The sequence below is a fragment of the Candidatus Binatus sp. genome, from assembly GCF_036567905.1.
GTDB lineage: Bacteria > Desulfobacterota > Binatia > Binatales > Binataceae > Binatus.
The window spans coordinates 1-18937 of the sequence record NZ_DATCTO010000018.1 but is presented as its reverse complement, the minus strand read 5'-3'; the positions used below and the strand labels follow the sequence as shown (position 1 = coordinate 18937).

The 18937-nt window shown below is 61.3% G+C and carries 13 protein-coding genes and 3 pseudogenes; 7 read left to right on the top strand and 9 right to left on the bottom strand.

The annotated features are described in order from the left end of the window. On the top strand, nt 1-184 hold a 184-nt coding region (locus VIO10_RS02930; RefSeq protein ID WP_331959070.1), incomplete at its 5' end, for a hypothetical protein. Between the two features lie 234 nt (nt 185-418). Here the strand turns inward: VIO10_RS02930 and VIO10_RS02925 are convergent. The 5 genes and pseudogenes from VIO10_RS02925 to VIO10_RS02900 all read right to left on the bottom strand — a co-directional run bounded on the left by VIO10_RS02925 (nt 419) and on the right by VIO10_RS02900 (nt 8661). After that, nucleotides 419-721: an adenylate/guanylate cyclase domain-containing protein gene (locus VIO10_RS02925; protein WP_331959067.1), complete on the bottom strand. Its 303-nt coding sequence runs from the start codon at nt 719-721 to the stop codon at nt 419-421. Between the two features lie 270 nt (nt 722-991). After that, the gene (locus VIO10_RS02920) at nt 992-1840 is read right to left on the bottom strand and encodes an enoyl-CoA hydratase/isomerase family protein (protein ID WP_331959064.1); all 849 of its coding nucleotides are present in this window, start codon (nt 1838-1840) and stop codon (nt 992-994) included. A gap of 108 nt (nt 1841-1948) precedes the next feature. Next, nucleotides 1949-2854, bottom strand: a pseudogene (locus VIO10_RS16170) (NAD(P)-dependent oxidoreductase); the annotation flags it as partial. Between the two features lie 681 nt (nt 2855-3535). Further along, a complete protein-coding gene (locus VIO10_RS02905) occupies nt 3536-4615 on the bottom strand; it encodes a hypothetical protein (RefSeq protein ID WP_331959060.1) in 1080 nt (359 codons plus the stop codon). A 722-nt stretch (nt 4616-5337) separates the two neighbouring features. Beyond that, on the bottom strand, nt 5338-8661 hold the full coding sequence (locus VIO10_RS02900; protein WP_331959057.1) for a choice-of-anchor D domain-containing protein: 3324 nt from the start codon (nt 8659-8661) through the stop codon (nt 5338-5340). A gap of 393 nt (nt 8662-9054) precedes the next feature. On the opposite strand from VIO10_RS02900, the gene VIO10_RS02895 reads away from it, so the two are divergent. Next, nucleotides 9055-9510: a hypothetical protein gene (locus tag VIO10_RS02895; RefSeq protein ID WP_331959054.1), complete on the top strand. Its 456-nt coding sequence runs from the start codon at nt 9055-9057 to the stop codon at nt 9508-9510. 222 nt (nt 9511-9732) lie between these two features. Next, complete coding sequence (locus VIO10_RS02890) at nt 9733-10308, top strand: transposase (protein ID WP_414645309.1); 576 nt, start codon at nt 9733-9735, stop codon at nt 10306-10308. A 207-nt stretch (nt 10309-10515) separates the two neighbouring features. Here the strand turns inward: VIO10_RS02890 and VIO10_RS02885 are convergent, their stop codons facing one another. After that, nucleotides 10516-10980, bottom strand: coding sequence for a hypothetical protein (locus VIO10_RS02885; protein WP_331959051.1), 465 nt, complete (start codon nt 10978-10980; stop codon nt 10516-10518). Between VIO10_RS02885 and VIO10_RS16275 the strand changes: the two are divergent. Further along, a pseudogene (locus VIO10_RS16275) lies at nt 10979-11536 on the top strand (thaumatin family protein); the annotation flags it as partial. The gene VIO10_RS02885 and the pseudogene VIO10_RS16275 sit on opposite strands and share 2 nt — an antisense overlap. A 647-nt stretch (nt 11537-12183) precedes the next feature. Here VIO10_RS16275 and VIO10_RS02880 read toward each other — a convergent pair. Beyond that, nucleotides 12184-12567 carry a hypothetical protein gene (locus tag VIO10_RS02880; RefSeq protein ID WP_331959048.1) on the bottom strand — a complete coding sequence of 128 codons (384 nt, stop codon included), beginning with the start codon at nt 12565-12567 and terminating at the stop codon, nt 12184-12186. A 1346-nt stretch (nt 12568-13913) separates the two neighbouring features. Between VIO10_RS02880 and VIO10_RS02875 the strand changes: the two genes are divergently transcribed. Further along, nucleotides 13914-14621, top strand: coding sequence for an enoyl-CoA hydratase/isomerase family protein (locus VIO10_RS02875; protein ID WP_331959045.1), 708 nt, complete (start codon nt 13914-13916; stop codon nt 14619-14621). A 34-nt stretch (nt 14622-14655) separates the two neighbouring features. On the opposite strand, the gene VIO10_RS02870 is transcribed toward VIO10_RS02875, so the two are convergent. After that, nucleotides 14656-15540: a hypothetical protein gene (locus VIO10_RS02870; protein WP_331959043.1), complete on the bottom strand. Its 885-nt coding sequence runs from the start codon at nt 15538-15540 to the stop codon at nt 14656-14658. A gap of 161 nt (nt 15541-15701) precedes the next feature. Between VIO10_RS02870 and VIO10_RS02865 the strand changes: the two genes are divergently transcribed. Further along, nucleotides 15702-16982 carry a M20/M25/M40 family metallo-hydrolase gene (locus tag VIO10_RS02865; RefSeq protein ID WP_331959040.1) on the top strand — a complete coding sequence of 427 codons (1281 nt, stop codon included), beginning with the start codon at nt 15702-15704 and terminating at the stop codon, nt 16980-16982. 61 nt (nt 16983-17043) lie between these two features. Here VIO10_RS02865 and VIO10_RS02860 read toward each other — a convergent pair whose 3' ends face one another. Further along, a complete protein-coding gene (locus VIO10_RS02860) occupies nt 17044-18555 on the bottom strand; it encodes an outer membrane protein assembly factor BamD (protein ID WP_331959037.1) in 1512 nt (503 codons plus the stop codon). 72 nt (nt 18556-18627) lie between these two features. Between VIO10_RS02860 and VIO10_RS16270 the strand changes: the two are divergent. Then, nucleotides 18628-18937 (top strand): annotated as a pseudogene (locus VIO10_RS16270) (ABC transporter permease); the annotation flags it as partial.

Here is an 18937-nt window from a genome sequence, read left to right as displayed (position 1 = left end):
AAAATCCTCCGTGGGCAACCACGTGCCGGTTCAAGGCTGCCCCGATTCTGACGTCGGGCTGATCGGTTCGAGCACCGTTCAGATCGCTGCCAAACGACTGCCGATCACGACCGAACAGGACCGATCACCATCGACTTCGATTCCAACAAAGTCCCCATTTCTCGCGGGTTTTGTTGCGTCGTGATCGATGGTGATCGCCCCGGGACTCATTCGTAATCAGCAGGTCTGGAGTTCGAGTCTCAAACGGCCCACCAAGAATCCCGGAGCGCGCTGAATGGCCGTATGGCCCAGCGTCGAGGCGACACGCCTCGGCTCCCGGGCGGAAATCGGCCCGAAAATTACGCGCACATCGGGTAGCGGATGGTGGCGGCTGAAGTGGGCGGTTTTGGCGCTCGTTTCAGGCCAAGTCAGGCCAAGATTAGCCGCGTGGTCGCGGGATAAATGGCATCAGGGGATTTGGAATCCTCTGCGTAGTGGGAAAGCGGCGCGATTCGGCAACGATGGCGCGCGAGCAGGCGGCGGCGGCCGAGAGGAAGGCGACCATCACTCCGTCGCCAAGCCACTTCACTTCCTCCCCGCCGCTGGCGCTGACCGCATCGGAGAGCAGTTTGTGATGGGCGTCGAAGATGCGTTGAGCGCTCTCGCCACCGGTGCGCGACACGAGCTCAGTCGAATTGACCAGATCGGTGAAGAGCAAAGTCACCGTGCCGCTGTCAGTCATGGTGGATCGACATCCTCTGATAAGGCGATGAAACTACTGCTCCGCGACGTGGAAGAAAAATTGCCTGATTGCAGCTCACGGAACAATTCGACATACCCATGCCGCTATAGCGCGATGCCATGCAGCTTTTGCCTGAGGGCCACGAGCGAAGCCTATTTCCACGGCAGGCATTTCGCCCCGCCGGTGCGTCAGGCCTTCGATCCCAGACTTCCGATTTACCATTGCTCGATTCAAAGACATGTGACATTCACGGCCTTCGACCTCTATGACTCAGTCGAAGACCTTCTTGGCGGAGGCGGCGGCTGATGCGGCCCGAGCATTGTCGTGAATGGCCTCATTCTTGGCCAGATGACAAAACATCTGAATGCCGAAGCCGCTATCCAGATCGTCGGTAATGCGCCGCTTCCAAGGACGTCGGATGATCTGCGTCGTCAGACGTCGCGTCACCCGCGGTTGGCTCATGATGTGGTCGGCAAGCTTCCATGCTCTGGTGAGAAGCTGACCTCTGGGCAGAACCTCGTTTACCATTCCATATTCGAGAGCCTGTTTGGCGTCGATGGGTTGCCCGGTGAGCAAAACATATGCGGCCCGCTTGACGCCCAGCAGTTCTTGAAAACAACTGTGGATCCCATCTCCGGGAACTGATCCCATATTGAAGTGAGGATCGAAAATAATGGCGTCTTCAGCGCATATTGTGATGTCGCACATCAGACAAATCTCGGCGCGGCCTCCTGAGCCATTGAGAACGCCGATGGTCGGGATTTCGAGGTCATTGATCAGCGAGCTAACATTGGTCCGTCCATCCTTATAGGCGTACTCGTAAGCCCAATGCTGTAGGTTCTCCTTCTCAAGGGCGAAGCCTTCCGGATCAATTGACATCATGAAGTCCTTACCCGAGCCTGTCAGAATCAGCAGTTCGTTTTCAGGATCAGCACCAATGGTCTTGAATAGCTGGCCTAGAGCACGATGATTTTCTACGCTCAATTGAATTGAGCCGCCGATTGTATGGGCTTGGGCCAGAATAACACCATCAGCACGACGCTCCAGCTTGAAATGTTCCTTGAACCGTTCCTTGTAGTCCTCGAACTTCGGTGTCGGGACAAATTGGGTCAGGGACATTGTATTTTCTCCTTTTGAGGTGCGGTTATTTCCGTTGCGTTCTTGTGCGCGCGGCTCCTGGAATTGCAGAAGGAGAGATAAGTTCAAGGACCGATGACCTGGCCCTGGCTATTGCCGATCCAGGTCGGTGAAACAGCTCCAATCCTTGTCTTTCCAGCCGCGTTCGATCGCCGCGCGAAGCTTGGTCTGCATGGCCAAAGCGCTTGACAGCTCAAAGTTGACTGCATGAGCCGCGCCAATCATCAGATCGATGTCTTTCAGCCCGCCGGACACCGTGAATCCAACTGAGTCGAAGTCTCGGCTCGCGATCCTGGTCACATATTCCTTGATGGCGGGAAATGCGAAGAAGCCAGACAGCATCTGCAGGACGAGGTCTTGGCTGAGGCCGGATTTTTCAGCAAGCGCGAGGGATTGACCGATCAGGTCGATCGCTGACGCCCCGAGAAAATTGGCGATCAGTTTTGCGGTATTGGCAAGGCCCGGACGTTTGCCGGCGAAAATTATCACAGGCGCATAGGTGGTGATCACCGGGCGCACTTCCTCGATCCGCTCGGGATCTCCGCCCACAAAAGTCAGGAGCTCCGCAGCCTGAGCCGCCGACGGGCGGCCGAGCACTGGACTGGCGAGGTAATGCGCGTTCGCTGCGGTGTGTGTCAGATCGAGTTCATTGGAGAGCCCGGGCGAAACCGTGCTTGTGCTGATGTGAACGCCGCCTGGACGAAGGCCTTTAAGGATGCCGTTCGGTCCGGAGACTACCGAGGTCAAGGAGGCGTCGTCGGCCAAGCTCGAAATGATGATGTCGGCCCTGGCGGCGGCGCCGGCTGGAGTGTCGGCGATTGCCGCGTCGGCGGCGAGAAGCGACTCGGCTTTGGCCGGCGTCCTGTTCCAGACCACGAGCGGATATCCGGCCCGTTGGATATTGGTCGCCATCGCTTCGCCCATCCGGCCGAGGCCAATGAAAGCAATGGCTTTCCCCCCGGGTTTAGCGGAGATTTCCGTTTTACCCTCCGATTCCCAACTCCCTTCTAGACCGAGCGGCCTTCCTCCTCAAGATTTTAGCTGATTTTCGTCCACGGTATTACCAGCGCCACCGGGAGGGCTGGATTCTCCTCGCGCCCGGCAAAAGGGCAGAATAACTTGGCCTGCACTTGGCCTGTTCTATCGGCGCGCATCGGTTTTCATGGGTAACTATGCCCGGGAGATCGCCCAACAATCTCTCGCATTCGCGCGGGATGTGACCCATAGTTACCGATGGTGTTCGCCGGGAGCAGGACTCAAAATCCTCCGTGGGCAACCACGTGCGGGTTCAAGTCCCGCCCTCGGCACCACTTCAAATCCATAATGAAAACGGGTGTTTATTGGAATTAAGAGGCGCAGGACGTGACAACTCGGCACCGCGAAAACGGGCCGATTGCACAAGTTTTGTACAGGTCGGCAGATGCTGCGGGAAAATGAATCGGTCCACGAGGTAAACCGAGTCACCCTGACTCACCGACTCACCACGGGAGTTCGCGGCGGCTTTAGGTAGCGCGCCCATAGACGCGGGCGGGGCGCGGTCGGAGAGGACTGGACCCCTGCGCTTTAACGCACCAGCTCTTGCGCGGTCTATACTGCGGCTGCAATGGCGACACAGAGGTGGACTATGGAACTCCTCATCTCGGCAATACAGGCTGTGCTAAGCCGAGAGCCGTCCCGTCAGGGTATCCGTGTCGGCGCCTGCGGCGGGTGCGCGGGCACGAACGGGCCGCGATAGCGTGTATCGCGCAGCGGCCGCTTCCAAACCTCCGCTCCGGTTTTGATCTCGACCGCACGGATTGCGAGCGGCGCCTGGACCCATCCGCCGTTAGTGCGGTATCCCAAAGGCTGGGAAACATAGACCAGCAGCGTATGCCAGGTGAAGAACGGCGCCGCCGAAGTGGGGATCATGACGCTGGCCGCGCGCGTCCCGGCCTTGAGCGAGTAAATCTCCCAGTCGTAGCGGCGCACGCCGTGCGCGTCGGCGCCGTCTGGCTTGTTCGCGGCGATCTGGCGGCCATCGGCGGAGTTGACGCCTAGCCCGAAACCGGGTTCGAGCTCAATTTCCGCGATCGGCTTGCCGTTCGCTGCGTCCCATCGCCGGATTATCGTCCGGTCCTTGCGGACGGCCACGGCAAGGATGAAGTCGCCGACCCGCCATGGACGCTCAACTCCGGCGGCGGCCAGTCGTTGGATCGTCTTGGCGACCGTCCCGGATTCATCGTGTGGAATTTCGGCGAGCGTCCGGACCGCGCCGGTCTGCGGATCGATAAGCGCCGCGCCGCTATTGCGGCTTACCTCCGGGGGACCCGGGCGCGCAATTCCGCTCACAGTTTGCCGATTCGACTGCCACGTGACCAGAATCCCGTCCTGCGTTACTCGTGCGGTTGCGGAAAACCGAAGTCCGATCGCCTCGTCGATCAGCGCGGTAACCCCGGTGGGGAGCGGAACCTGCGCGGTGAGGATTGGCTTCGCTGGCGAATTGACGTCGAGAAGCGCAATCGCCATCGAGCGCGGCGCGCCGCCCTCCATCTGAGCGACGATCTGATCGTTAAAGACCGCGAGCGGCTTCGATGCGGCGGCGGTGCTCCAAATTTTCTTGCCGGATGAGATCTCGATTGCGTCGATTCCGTGCCGCGGGTTCATCAGGTAGGCGCGGCCGCGCACCGGATCGACGATCACTCCGGGGACCAGAGCATAAGACGCTGCCGGCGCGGCACCCTTCAGGCGAACCTCAGCCTTTACCGCTACGGCACCCACCACAATTGATAGCGTGATAGCCAGACCGCAGAGACCTACTCTGGCTACGCCCGTACGGCTTCGTGCGGAGCATGAGGACTGACGTGACACGGTGATTGCGCGGAATCCTAGCCGCCCGGCCCGAGTTAACGCAAACCGGCGTGACCACCGGCCCGCGGCATCCGCACGCGTGCGCAAGCGGGTTAAGGTTTAGAGAGTACGAAGTGGCCGCGCCATCCTATTTCCCGATTCCCTCGAGGAAGATTTCCTGCGGATGATTGCTCGCGTTGTCCTGAATCGTCAACGAGCCGGAGGCTTATGGCGCCGGGTTTGGCGGCGCGGCCGGAGAGAGGTTGAGCCATCGCCGTGCGGACACCGTGATGTGGTGACGATCGGGGACGAATCGGACTTTTCCTCCGGTGGACTCCCAATGGCCGCCGTATTCGACTACATAGTGACCCTGGAGCGAGCGGAACCCGGAACTTGGCAAAGGTTCCCGAGCAGGCGCCAAGCGCGATGGTATTGCGTTCAAGTGCGTCCAGCACCTTGATGCATTGATAGTGCGCCGGACTTGAGGGCGGATTTCCCCACGCCCCGACCATCTGTCCATAGATACCGAAATCGGCCTGTCCGCCGGTCCGCGTCACCTCGGCGCGGGCGCAAGCCGAGCGTGCCGCAAGCAGCCACAATGTGAGGATCAGAAATATCCGCGGTCTCATCACCCTTGACGAGTGTTCGGCGAGTTACTTGCCGATGCCCACCACATGAACCGTTTGCGGGCTCTTCGCCGCGTCATCGCTAATCGAGATCGTCGCGCTCTTCCGGCCGGACGCCGAGGGCGTGAAAATAACCGACACCGTGCAACTTCCGCCCGCCGCGAGCGTGCCTACGCATGCGGTTGAGGGCGCGAACTCCGGGTCGGTCGAACTGATCCCGCTGATCGACATCGGAACCGGGTTGCGGTTGACGAGGTTGAAGCTCTTGGTCGGACTGGACACGCCCGTCGCGATCTTGCCGAAGTTGAGCTCCTTGGGCTTGATCACAATCTTACCCAGCTCGCCGATGCCCTTGAGATCCACCGAGAGCGAGGGGTTGCTCGCGTTGCTGGCGATGATGAGCGTCGCGGGGCGGAGGCCGGCGTCGGCGGGGGTGAAGGTGATCGCGACTTTGCACTCGGCGCCTGCGGCGAGCTGGCCCACGCAGTTCTGCGAAGCGGAGAACTCGCCCGTGCTCGCCTTGATCGAGCTGATCGTGATCGGTGCATCCTGCTTCTTGTTCTTGAGGTTGCTAAGCGCGAGATTCTTGGGACTGCTGGTCGCACCGTTGGAGCCCAGCACGATGGTCGCCGGGAAGCCGACGGTTTTGGGCGCGAACTTGAGTGCGGCCGGGACGGCGGTGGCCGTCGCGGTCGGCGTCACTGTCGGAGTGGGCGTTGAAGTGGGAGTAGACGTCGAGGTGGCAGTCGCCGCCGATGTTGCCATTGCGGTAGCCGTCGCCGTGGCCGTCGCGGCGGGCATGAACTTCCACGCGCCGCGTCCGAGCGTCCCCGCTACCAGCACGTTGTCAACCGAATCGAAGATGAGCCGATAGGTGAAGACATCGGGAAATCCGGTTCCAAGCTGCGACCAACTGTCTGGGCTGCTCACCTGGGCCTTGAACACGCCCTTATAGGTCCCGACCAGGATCGCGCTCGAACTACCGTTACTCAGAAACTCGACCGAATCGAACGGCGTCACGCCGAAGGTGGCGAGGTTCCCGGTGATGTCCGTCCAGCTCGCGCCGCTGTTGATGCTGCGGAACACATGGCTCTGATCGACCGCGATTACGTCGGTGAAATCGGTGGGGTCAACCGCGATCCCATTGACGTTCAAGGTTCCGGGGTAAGCACTGAGCTGCGTCAATGCGGTGGGGGGGGCTACGGTCCGGATGAATATCTGGGCCTTCTTCCCGGCGTAAATCAGGTCCGCATCGTCGGTTCCGGAATGGCCGCCGTACACCATCGCGGCATGGCCGAATCCGTCGTTCACGACGATCGCCGGAGACAGCTCGGTGATGGTGTTGCCGCCGTCGGTCGATTCGTAAAGCGCGTTGCCCGCGCCGAACAGAAGCCGGGTCGGGCTGATCGCGTTGACTTTGTACGGGAGAGCAAATTGCGCCACCAGCGGGGCGCCTCCTCCATTCACGGTCAGCGCGGGGAGCGTTTGCGACACAAGAGTGTTCGAGGCGTCGAATACCTCAGCAGTGAAGCCTCCTAGGTCGTAGTAGGCGAGGTACCGGATGGATTTCCCAACCATCGAGGTGAAATCCACCGCCGCATCGTCGCCGTCGCCTTGTAACAAGTCGGTCCATGGGAGCCCACCCTGCGTTAGCTCCGCCGGTGTACCGGTATCCTGCGCGGCGCCGAACAGCACCTTCGAGTTGCGGTCGTAGGCGAGGCCGTGAAGCTCGGTTACCTGCAGATTGCCGTCGTTCGCGAACCAATCGCCGGTGGCGTCGCGCGGACTGGTGCGCCGATAGATGCCGCCGTCGCCGACCTGCAGAATATTGCCATTGGCATCGAACACCATCTGGCGCGAGTCGGCGTGCGGCGAGCTGTTGCTGGCGGTGCCGCCGCCGGGGAAGGCGGCGACCGTCATATTGGTGAGGTTGGCCACCTGGTGGCCGGTCGCTTGGGACGCATCGACGCGAAACGATCTGCCGCTGAAGCTGTTCGCGCCCAGCGAGTTGGGCCACGTTTCGGCGCCGCAGCCTTCGTTTTGCTGAGGCTGGCGGTCACCTCCGATATAGACGAGGTTCACGTTGCTGAGATCCGCGACGATCGAGAGATGGATTCCACCTTGGCCGCCCGGATTCAGCCCGAAGGTGGCGCATCCGTCCACCGTAGTTGGCAAATCGAGCTGCGCCCAGGTGGTTCCACCGTCGCTCGAGCGGAACAGCCCGGCCAGATCGCCGTTGGTGGGCAAGCCGCTGACCGCGTCAGTGCCGCTGTTTTCGATCGCCACATAGACGTTGCTGCTGTTCCCAACCGCCATCTTGACGTTCACCGTATTCTTGTCGGTGAGGAGCGCGTTCATGGTGGAATTGCTGACGATCGCCCAAGTCGCTCCGCCGTCGGTCGATTTGTAAATTCCGTTCGTGCCCCCCGTACATAGGTCCGCGAACAGCATATCGGTGTAAAGAATCGAATTATCGCTCGGATCCTCGGCGAGGTCGTGCGACAGACCGCCCGGCAGGTCACTGCCTGCGGCGCCCGAGATCTGGGTGAAGCTCGCGCCGCTGTTGATGCTGCGGAAGATACCCAGGTTCGTACAGTAGTTCGCATCTGCAGTGTTCGCGGCGGTCACGATGGTCGAGCCGCGCGCCGCGACCCCCGAGATATTCTGTCCGGTGAGCGTGCCGCCGCCATTGATCGGAGTCCAGTTCGCGCCGCCGTCGGTGGTGCGGAGCAGGCCCACTCGGGCGCCTCCGATATTATTTAAGGCGCTGAAATTACCGTTGCCGGCGACCAGCGTGTTGTGAGTAGGGTCGGTAGGATCGAACTTGAGCGCGCCGATCGACTGTGACGCTTGAGTGTCAGTGAGCGGTGTCCAAGTCGGGCTCGCATTGGTGCCGTTGGTGGTCTTCCAGATTCCGCCGTTGACAGCGCCGACGTACAAGGTGTTCGCGTCGCCGGGCTTGGCAGCCACCGCTTCGACCGCGCCGGCCACGTTGTTGGTCGGCACGACATTCTCGTCCTGGCCATTTTGGATCGGAGCGGGACCCAACGGCGCCCAGCTACCGGGGAGGACCACGGGCGTAGCTATCGCTAACGGCTGCATTGCCGCCTCGCTCGGCTCGAGCGAGAGTGGGGACGGCGGCGCTCCGAGCGTTTGCGGCGCGGAGCTGGGAATCGCGGCTGCCGGAACCGCCGGGGCCGGGGCTTCCAGTGATTGCGAGATTACCGGAACGGCTGTGGCTACCAGCATCGCAAACCCGGCAATCGCGCAAACCAGCGCGAGAGCTATTGAACGCCCCGAGATGCCGATCCGTTCGGCAATCCCATCCAACGCGGACGACAAAATTTTCATTTTCAACCCTCTCCGATTCTCAGGCCATGCTCCGTGCGGAATTAGAGACGTTAACAGCGATTGCCCCTTCTCGCTTCACTGGCGCAGCAGCGCCTTGTCCTTGCAGTTCAAGATTTATGCCGAGCGGTGTGAATGAATGGGCTTGTTGCAGGCCAGCTAAGCGTACGGACAGAGGCAATTGAATGTCAGCGGCGGCACAAAAATGCCGCGCCGATCGCGTCGCTGGCCGCCGGCTGCGAATTTCCTCTCGCCGGCCTCGCTGAATCGAGGCGGTTAAGCCTCCAAAAGAGCTTTTCTCAGGTAGTGCTTCTGATGCCCCCGCGGATAGTCGCCGTGGGTGGCGATGATCTCAAACCCGAGACTCTCGAAAAAACGCGGCGCCTGAAGCTGTGAGTGTCCAGGATCATCTGCCGGCATCCGCGCGCAATCGCCTCGCTCTGCGCCGCCGAACATCCCGGCTTTGCCTCCCCTCGCAAGAGGAGGCCGTCGATAAAAGAGGTTCCCGATCAGGGCATCGATGAAAGCGCGGTGAGCCAGATGGCGGGATTTTCATCCGCTTTTTTATACATCGCCAATCTTTATCGGAACCGCGCTAGGGTCAGGGTGCGATTGCTGGAAGAACAGTTCTATTCGCAGAGACCGCCCGGTTTGAGGTTTGAGGCGGAGAACCTCGGCACGGGAATCACCTCGATTGAACCCATCGTGCGGTTCCATGGATTACTTCCCCGACCGAAGGGAAAACGGCCCATCGACGGTATCAAGTTGGCGCCTTACCGGCTCGATTTCAAAATCGATGAGAGCGCCCAGCGGACCTGCCGCCAAGTACGCCCACGACATTCACGGCGGTGAACCGACTCCGTGCAGGGCACGAGCTAATTGACAATTTAGGGTTCATGTTCTTCAAAACGTACACGTTCGCGTTCACTAAAGGCAAAAAGGTCAAGGTGCGAATCCGATCAGCCGACCACGTTCGTCTGTCTTGGAAACGCTACGTTTTTGAACGATTCCATTTTGCCCTTCGAGGCGTGAACTCGCTGCCCAAGCAAGAAGGACCGCAACCGATTGAATGGGATGAATGGGACTGAACTAACGCCCGGGCGTTGGCACACCAGCCATAAGCCGGTGGTCCGGTACAAGAGCTTTCTCTATCAGGCGGTGAGTTGGAAGACGGCGCGGCGGGTGGTGGCGAAGGTGGAGTTCCACTTTGGGGAGTTGTTCCCCCGCGTCGGCTTCATCGCGATCACCCTGGCGGCTGACAACCGCGCGGTGGTGCGGTTCTACAATAAGCGCGGCACGGCTGAGCAGTGGATCAAAGAAGGCAAGCAGGCGGTCGCGATGACGCGGCTTTCCTGCCACCGCTTCCGCGCCAACGAGGTGCGGCTGTGGCTGAGCCTGATCGCCTATAATCTCGGGAATTTGTGGCGGCGGCTGGTGTTGCCGGCGCGGGTCGCCACCTGGTCGCTGACCAGCTTGCAGCAGCGCCTGGTGAAAACCGGCGGACGTTTGATCAAGCACGCGCGCTACTACTGGTTGCTGCTGGCGGAGAGTCAGCTGACGCGCGGCTCTTCGGAAGCATGCTGCGGAGGATCGCGACGCTGCCGTCGCCAGCGGGATAGGTGGAGTGTAAGGCAGAGCCGATTGCCGTGACGTAGGGTATCAGGGGGTAGGGAGAAGTGTCTGAGAATTCGGTTGGGGAAATGGCATTTTCGCGCATTGCGTGGCCACGAGACGCGAAACCGGCCTCTCCCGGCCCCGTGGGAAGCGCCTTGCACTCAAAACCGGGCTCGAGCTTCGCTTTGCAAACCGCCTAGTACCGGTGCTAGTCGGAACCAGGATTCAAAATGGGAATTCCGGCTACCACCGATAGTTAATTCCGCACAAAGTTTCCGGCAGAGAGGGAAGGAATTCACGCATGGCAGTGGAAGAAATCATGGTTGGGGAAACCGCGGCGGAGAAAAGCCAGCGCCGAGAGAGATCGCGTAGGCCAGTAGGGCCGGGGGAGCGAATGATCATGTCGGTCAAGACGAGGGTTTCGAGCATCGGGGTGCTCGCGACGATTGCGATTCTGGCGGTCGTCGTTAGCGGCGTCTGTGCAGGCAGTAACGCCTGGGCCGGGTGCGCAGGCTCCAATGTGACAATCAAAAACCAAAATTCATTTCCGATCTGGTTGGGCGAGGAAGTTACAGGCCCGACCAATATCGTGCTGCCTGACACCAACGACTGGGAAATCCCGGCCGGCGGCCAGGCCATATTTTGTCTGCCGACGGTCTGGAGCTCCGGAGTATTTTGGCCTCGCACCGAATGCAACTTCTCCGGCATGTTCGGCAACGATCCGGATTACAAAAGCTGCACCTCGGCCAGCGATTGCACTCTGCAAAATCCGACCGATCCGCCTCATATCTGTTATGGTGGAAAATGCGTAATTAACTGCGGCCCAAGCCCCGGCACAGACGGAGATTGCACTAGTCTCTCGGGTTCCGTCTGCGTCGCTAATAACTTCTGCGGCTTTGCGGGCGGGGTCTGCAAAACGGGGGATTGCGGCAGCGGGCTGTACCAGTGCGAGGGCGCGTGGGACAGCCTGACCGCGCAATTCGGTCCGGCCCCGCCGGTCTCGCTATTCGAGATCACCGACGCGGCCGGCGCCCCCAATTATGACGTAAGCCATGTGTCGGGATACAACGTCTCAGTAGTGGTAACTCCACCCGCTGTTCAGGCCGGCGGAAGCTGTCAGCCTCCGGGATGCGTCAGCGATCTGAACACCAGTTGTCCATCCGCCCTGCAGGTTACCGAGTCGCCTGGTCCCTCGGGACCCATCCCGTGCGGTGCCGGCACATTCTGTCAGAGCGGTGCTTGCGTCAACGGCAGCACCTGTGTGATTGGCTGCAACGATCCCGGCGATCAGTGCAGCGCTTCCAGCCCCGCGGCCCTGCATTGCAGCGAGCAGATACCCAGCCCCCTGCCTACCGGGGCCTTTCCATCCAACGCCGCGACGCCCCTGCCGACTCCCGACGGTGCGACCTATTTCGACATGTACGAAGCCACCAACAAAAGCGGTAAGGCGAACCCCAGCGATACGGGTGACTCAATGTTCTCGGCGAACCAGGGCACGCCCACATGCTGGGGCAACCTTGATTGCCTGCCGGACGAGACCTGCATGATGGGATCTGCTAGCGGAATCGCCGGGTTCCCGTCCAATCTGGGAATCTGCGTAGGTGCAAGCGGATATGTAAATGGTGAAACCAACTGTTACTCGACGGCGGATCTGAACAAGGATTGCGGGGGGTATCCAAACGCCGGCGTCTATTCCTGTGTCTCTTCGAGCATTACAACGGGTGGAGAGGTTGGGGTCGCATGCGTTCCCTCGTTCAGCCCCCCGATAGTCGGTCTGGGCCCGTTCGATTCGACTGACAGTCTTTTCACCGGAGTTGGGGCTCCACTCAACCCGGAATGGGAAGCGGCCGCAATCGTTGCCGGGGGCGGGACCACTCCCTACTACGAAACCTTCACCAACGCGTGTCCCAATCAGTACGCCTGGGTGTACGACGACCATGCGGGCGGATTCTCGTGCGCGTCCTTCCCGGCCGATTTCACGGTTGCTTTCGGGGCGTTGAGTGGATCGCCGAGCCCGACCGCGACACCGTCGCCAACCGCGACCGCAACGCCGACCGCGACAGCCACGGCGACATCGACCGGCACCGCAACGCCGACGGCAACAGCGACTGCCGGCACCCCGACCGCGACACCGTCGGCAACCGCGACCGCAACGGCGACCGCGACAGCTACGGCGACGGCGACAGCCACTGCTACGGCAACCGCGACGCCCACTCCCACATCGACCGCGACGGCCACGCCAACCGCCACGGCAACCCCGGCTGGAACGTGCCCACCGAACGGATACTTGACCACCAATCCCGCGGGTACCCTCGCGTTCGGGGATGTCGTCGATCGACAATCGACTACTTTACCTCTTACCGTCAGCAACGGCCTCGGCAAGACGCTCAAGTTGACGGTGGCCAAAAGTAATGCGGGGGGAACGAAACAGGCGGACGACTTTAAAGTCGACACAGGCAAGAAGACGGCCGGCACTTGCACGAAGAGTCCTAAACTAAGTGGCAGCGGTTCCTGCGCCTATAACCTTACCTTTAAACCTAAAGGTAAGGGCTCCGTTGCCGTGCAAGCGCTATTGACGATCACTGGAAAGTTCAGCTCCGGAGGAAAGACTTGCAAGCAAACCGTCTCAGTGACTTTGGCCGGCCATTCAGAGTCGCCAGCGGAGACGGAGCGGCCGTAATGGTAAAATGCGGCGTGGCGCGAACCGCGCGCCACGCCGCGATTAAGCGAAGCGGTGTTTGAGCTTGCCGACGAAATGAGTGTCGGCGGGCACTGGCCCGCGCGGGCAGCGCCTACATTGAAACCTTCGCGACCGCGCCGCGGACTGCCGCAGCGGCGGTCGCGTTTCCAGGGCGTCCAGCCTCACAAGGCATGGCGATTGCGCTTTAGCCCATCCTCCGCCTATTTGCAGTACTCGTTCGGCCAGCTCTCGTGCGAGCGCGTCCAGGTCTGGAAAGAGTGCCGACTCATGTATTCCGCACATAGCAAGCGCACGAGAGCGGATTGGCGGTCTCTTGTTAGCCACAGAATGTCTGATGAATACAGATTGCCAGAACCCGAATGGGACTATGTACCTTTACACCTTCAATACGCCGAATTGCGACATGCCTGCGCGATCAGGAGCCGACTGCGGAACGCATCCACGATGAGCCGATTTGACGGGCCTCGGCTGAGGAAATTTTCACGCGCGGGTCTCGTTAATCGAATCGAATGGAAGGATTGCCGATGCGAAGAGTCTGCAAGCGTCTCGGGTAGCCCGGCCGTCATTGACTGGGGTCGGGTTCGCGCTTGTGGCCCTCTTTCTGGATTTAGTTCTTCTCCGAGCGGAGGCGGCGCGGGCCGTCGTCCGAAAAATGTGTCTTTTTGTGTCGGAGGCGAGCAAATCCGATACGATGCGAGGGCTCCCCGTTTTGGGAAACCCTCGCATCTTCCTATCCGATCCGATGCGAGCTGATGCCATCAGAGGCCCCCGACCACCTTAGCAATCTGGTGCCTTCGACCACTCGGCCACCTCTCCGCGCGCGAGAGTGAAAAAAGCGATTGTTCAACATCGGTCGCTGGCGCGCAAGCCAGTGAAACAGTGAAAGAGTTGCACCGAAGCGTTGCGCCGAAGTAAAGCAACACGAATGGAGCCGAGCCAGATGATAGAGAAATTCCTCGTCGAGAAAGACGGCCCGATCACGACGATCACCTTCAATCGCCCCGAGCGCCGCAATTGCCTCGATGAAGGAGTCATCCTCGACTTCGAGCGGCATCTGCAAGCCGTCCGCGACGATCGCGATTGCCGCGTGCTGATCGTGACCGGCAAAGGAACCGCCTTTTGCGCCGGCGCGGACAACGCGATGTTCAAGGCCCCGGCCGGCGCCGTCATCGATCCCGCCGAGCGCCGCCGCCGCATGGGCGAGTTCGGCAAACGATGGCCGCGGCTGATAGGCCGGGCATTCGACGTACTGGCGCATCTGGATCAGATCACCATTGGCGCGATCAACGGTTACGCAGTCGGCGGCGGATGGTCATTTGCGCTCGCATTCGATTTTGCGATCGCAGTCGAGGGTGCGGAGTTCTGGGTGCCGGAGGTGGATCTCGAGGTACCGTATCGCGGCGCTCCCGCCAGCGTACTCGCCGCCAGGCTCGGGCCATGGCGGGCGAAGGAAGCGATCCTGATGTGCCGCCATTACCGGGCGGAGGAATTGCTCGCGATGGGCGCGCTCAACCGGGTCGTGAAACCTGATGCGCTGATGCCGGCCGCCCGGGAGCTGGCGAACACGATCGCGGCGAAATCGCGCGACGCACTCGCAGCGTCCAAGCGCGATATCAATGCCGTGTTCTTCGGCCACCGCCCGTTCTAAAGCGCATCAGCAGCCTGGCGCTAAATGCGATCGCTCAGTCGTCGCGACGGGGGCCGGACTGCATGAACGCAAGCGCCACTCCATCGAGCGGCTCGACGATTCGCGCGATCTGTCCACCCTGAATCGCGAGCTTGGGCTCCGTCGCTTGCAAGCCGCCTGCACGCGCCGTCGCAACTGCTCGCGCGATGTCCGAGCACATCAGCGCAAGCCCCCAGCATCCTGAACGTCCACGCGCCGGTCCCACGATTTCGAGCACGGTCTGCTCGAGCTTGAAAAACGCCTGTCTGGCGCCATTGCCGACTTCACGGATTCGCTTGCATCGGACGCCAATCGCCTCGTGCGCAGCGATCGCGTCCTCCAGCACGGGAGTCATCACGACGATATGCTCGAGATAGTCGACGCCGTTTGCGTTGCTCCCGCAAAGCCGGCTGAGCGACTGACGGCGCGACTCGAGGTCAAGACCAGTTGGAGCGGCAGCCGTAACGACACCCGGCAATCCGAACGAAAGCATCGCGGCTTCGGTGGTAGGCTCCGATAGCCCGGGCAGCAGGATTGGCTCTCGAGCTCGGCCCGCCCCCGACTCACGCTCATCCGCGGCGGGCGCACCCTTCACCCCCCAGACCCATCCGACGATGCCGCCGCCATTGTCATTGCGGGTCGCTTCGCGCAAATGTTCAGCCAGCGGCGACTCAGATTCGGCGGAGCGCATCGCGCAGAGATCGATCTCCACCGCACCCGCGGCCAGCCGAGCGATACGGATACCGGCGCCGTCGAATTCGTTTTCGTGGTTGGCAACGGCGAACCCGGCCCGCCGCCAGTTTTCGCGCGACGCCGCCAAATCGCGCACCGCAACGATCACTCTTTCGACACAAATGATGCCCACGATCGGTAACCTTGGTCCGAGGGTATCGTCACTCATTCGCGGATGCCACCGGGCACGAATTACCCGCGGCTGCATCTGCAAGGTACTTTCTTTGCGTCGTTCCGGTCGCGATAATCGACGCACAGATGTCTAAACTTATCTAGTAACAAGTTGTAGCTTTCTATGACACTTTCGGCTTCAAGAGAAGGGGGGACTCAATGAGAATCTCCTGGCAGGCGATCCAGCAGGAGGCGCTTGATTATCTGCGCGCGCTGGTCAGGCTCGACACCACCAATCCGCCGGGCAACGAACGAATCGCCGCCGATTACCTGGCGGACGCGCTGGGCGCTCATGGCATCAGTTCCGTGATCCGCGAAGGCGCACCAACCCGGGCTAATCTGGTTGCGCGCCATCCGGGTAGCGACTCTTCCGCGGGCGCTCTGCTGCTCGCATCGCATACCGACGTCGTCCCCGTCGAGCGATCGGGATGGACGCGCGAGCCGTTCAGCGGCGAAATCGCGCAAGGATGCGTATGGGGGCGCGGCTCGATCGACATGAAGTCCAAATGCGCGATGGACCTTGTGATGATGACCGCGATGAAGCGGGCGGGGGTGAAGCCGAATCGCGACGTCATACTGGCGGCGGTCGCGGACGAGGAGGCTGGCTCGGATTTTGGCGCGAAATTTCTGGTCGAGCGGTATCCCGAACTGGTCCGCGCGGGTTACGTATTGAACGAGGTCGGCGGTTTCACCGTTCATCTCGGCAACCGCCGCTTCTACCCGATCCAGGTGGCAGAGAAGGGCTTCGTCACGATCAAGATGAAGGTCAGCGCGATGCCGGGGCATGGATCGATACCGCGCCCGGACACTGCGATCTCCCGAATTTCCGAGTTGATCACCAGGATCGTGAAGACGCCGATGCGCCAGAATGTCTCGCCGCTGATGCGCCGCACGCTCGAGGAAATGGGCGTGCCGATCGAATCGGCGGGGTCGCTGTTTGCGCCGATGCTTGCCAACACGGTCTCGCCGACGATTCTGCGCGCCGGCTACAAGGACAACGTGATTCCCGGCGAGGCGACGATCGTGCTGGACGGCCGCACCCTGCCCGGCGAAGATCCCGAGAGCTTCATGGCCGAGCTGCGCCAGATAGTCGGTCCCGAGCCGACTTTCGAGTTGCTCAAGACCGCGCCACCGGCGGAGACGAGTCCTGACACTCCGCTGTTTGAGTTGATCAAGCAGACGGTCGAGGCGGCCGACCCCGGCGCGCGCGCGATTGCCTGGATGATCCCCGGGGCGACTGACAACAAGTTCTATTCGATGCTCGGGGCCGCGTGTTACGGATTCTCGCCGGTCAAGCTCGATGCGCACATCCCGTTCGGCTCGCTCTATCACGGCAACGACGAGCGATTGCCAATCGAGGGCTTTTACTGGGGACTGAAGGTTTACGCCGAAGTGGTGCTCACATTCCTCGGCATCAGGTTCGACGAAGTCTTCGCGTGATCGGCGGCCAGACTCACCTAACGCCTTCCCAGGCGGGAAGGGGAACCAGTCGCGCACAGGGTTAGTTCGCGGCGCTGGTCTTCAGGGTTCCCGCCTGCGGCGTAAACGTCACCAGCAGGCGCGGCGGCCCCGCGAGCGGCACGATCGCAAAATGCGCGACCGGCTGCGTGTTCAAGGTCACGGTCGTTCCCGACGAACTGCTCGAGACGTTGCAATCCTTGAAAATCGACTTGTCGAACACGAGATGAGTCTGCAGGGCCGAGTCGGGTGTAACGTCCTTGAGCACAACCGTGGCGGTCGAACCGCCGGAACTGCTCCGGAGGTTTTTGGCGAAGCTGACGGGCCCGCTGAGTTCGAGAATCACCGACAGCGGCGGATCGTTCGATGACAACCTGATCGTCTTGAGGGTCGCGGGACCGGCCGTGGGCGGCTCGCTTAACGACAACGGCGCCGAGCCGGCGGCGCCTGTCATCGCGCGCGCCTGGGCGCTGGCGGCGCCGGCGATACTGCCGGTGGGCGCTGGCAGGGTAGGGGCAGGCGCCCGCATCATGTCCGGCCCGCCGGGCTTTCGGTCGGGAAGATCGGGCTGCGACGGATCGGGCGGATGCGTCATGGCCGGCATATCCGGCGATGGTGCTCGAGCTGCCGCGGCGGGCGGCGACGATGGCGCGCGCAGGATTGGCAGTCCGTCGGATCCGTAGGCCGACGAGCCAGCGGCCGACGCGACATCGGTGCGCTGGCGCACGACTACTTTGTCCGCGTTCGCATCGTCGGGATTTCCGCCGTAGCCGGTCTCGGCGAGCACCAGTGGAAGCGGATCTTCTTCGGTATCGATTGGTTGGTGGAGCTTGGCCAGCTCGGACTGGGCTTTTTTCGCGTAGTTGGTGTTGGGAAAATGCTTCTTGACGGCGGCGAAAGCCTGCGCCGCAGAGTATCGCTTACCTTCCTTCTCCAGCGAAATTCCGAGCTCGAACAGCGCGTCCGGGGCGACCGGAGTCTCCGGATATTTCTGCATCAGTTCGGCAAATCGCGACTCCGCCGCGCGAAAGTTCGCGCGCTTGTAGTAATAGTTGCCGACTACCATCTCGTTACGCGCAAGCATCTCGCGGCATACCAGGACCTTCTCGTGCGCCAGTTCGGCGAAGTCGCCTTCCGGAAAGCGCTGTTCCAATTCCTGGAAGCGCTTGAGCGCCGCCATGGTCTTGCCTTGATCCTGGTCCTCGCGCCCAATCTGATCGTAGTAACTCAGGCCGATGTAGTAGGTGACGAGCTCGAGGTTTTTGCTGGTCGGATGCATCCGCTGAAAATCGTCGAGCGCGCCGATCGCTTCGGCGTAATCCTGTTGCTGGTAATGGGCGAGGCCGATCTTCATCTCGGCATCCTCGGCGTACGGACTGAACGGGAACTTATCGATCAACTGCTGATAGTTCTCGATGGCGGCCTTGTACTCCCTGGTCGCGAAATCGAGCTGGCCTTGCGCGTAGTAATTCTCGCCGGTGGGCTTCTGGCGCAGGCTGCAAGCGGTCGCGGGCAGCAGCGCAAAAGCCACCAATGTCAACAGCAATCGTTTCATCTTAGAGAGACGCAAAAAGGTTAAACAACGCTGTCCCGCATTGCAATCCGCGCCCGACCCCCGATTCGGGGCATGGCGGCAATAACCGAGCAGATTCAGGGACTTGTTGAATTGCGCGGCTTGCGAAACGAGGCTGAAAAAACCGCTTTGCCCGCAGCCACGTACTTGCGCGCGAACCCAGTTCGATCCGCGCCGGGGGCGGCCTCGACCGCGCGGATGAACCCCGCCGCGAGCATCATCGGGAAGATCTATCCGACCCTGCCGGTCAGCCCGCCGTGGTGGGCTGTGCTGGCGGCGTGTTTCACGGCATTGGGGACCGGCATTCTGTTCAGCGTATGGCCGGCGCGGCGCGCGGCGAAACTCGATCCGGTGACGGCATTGG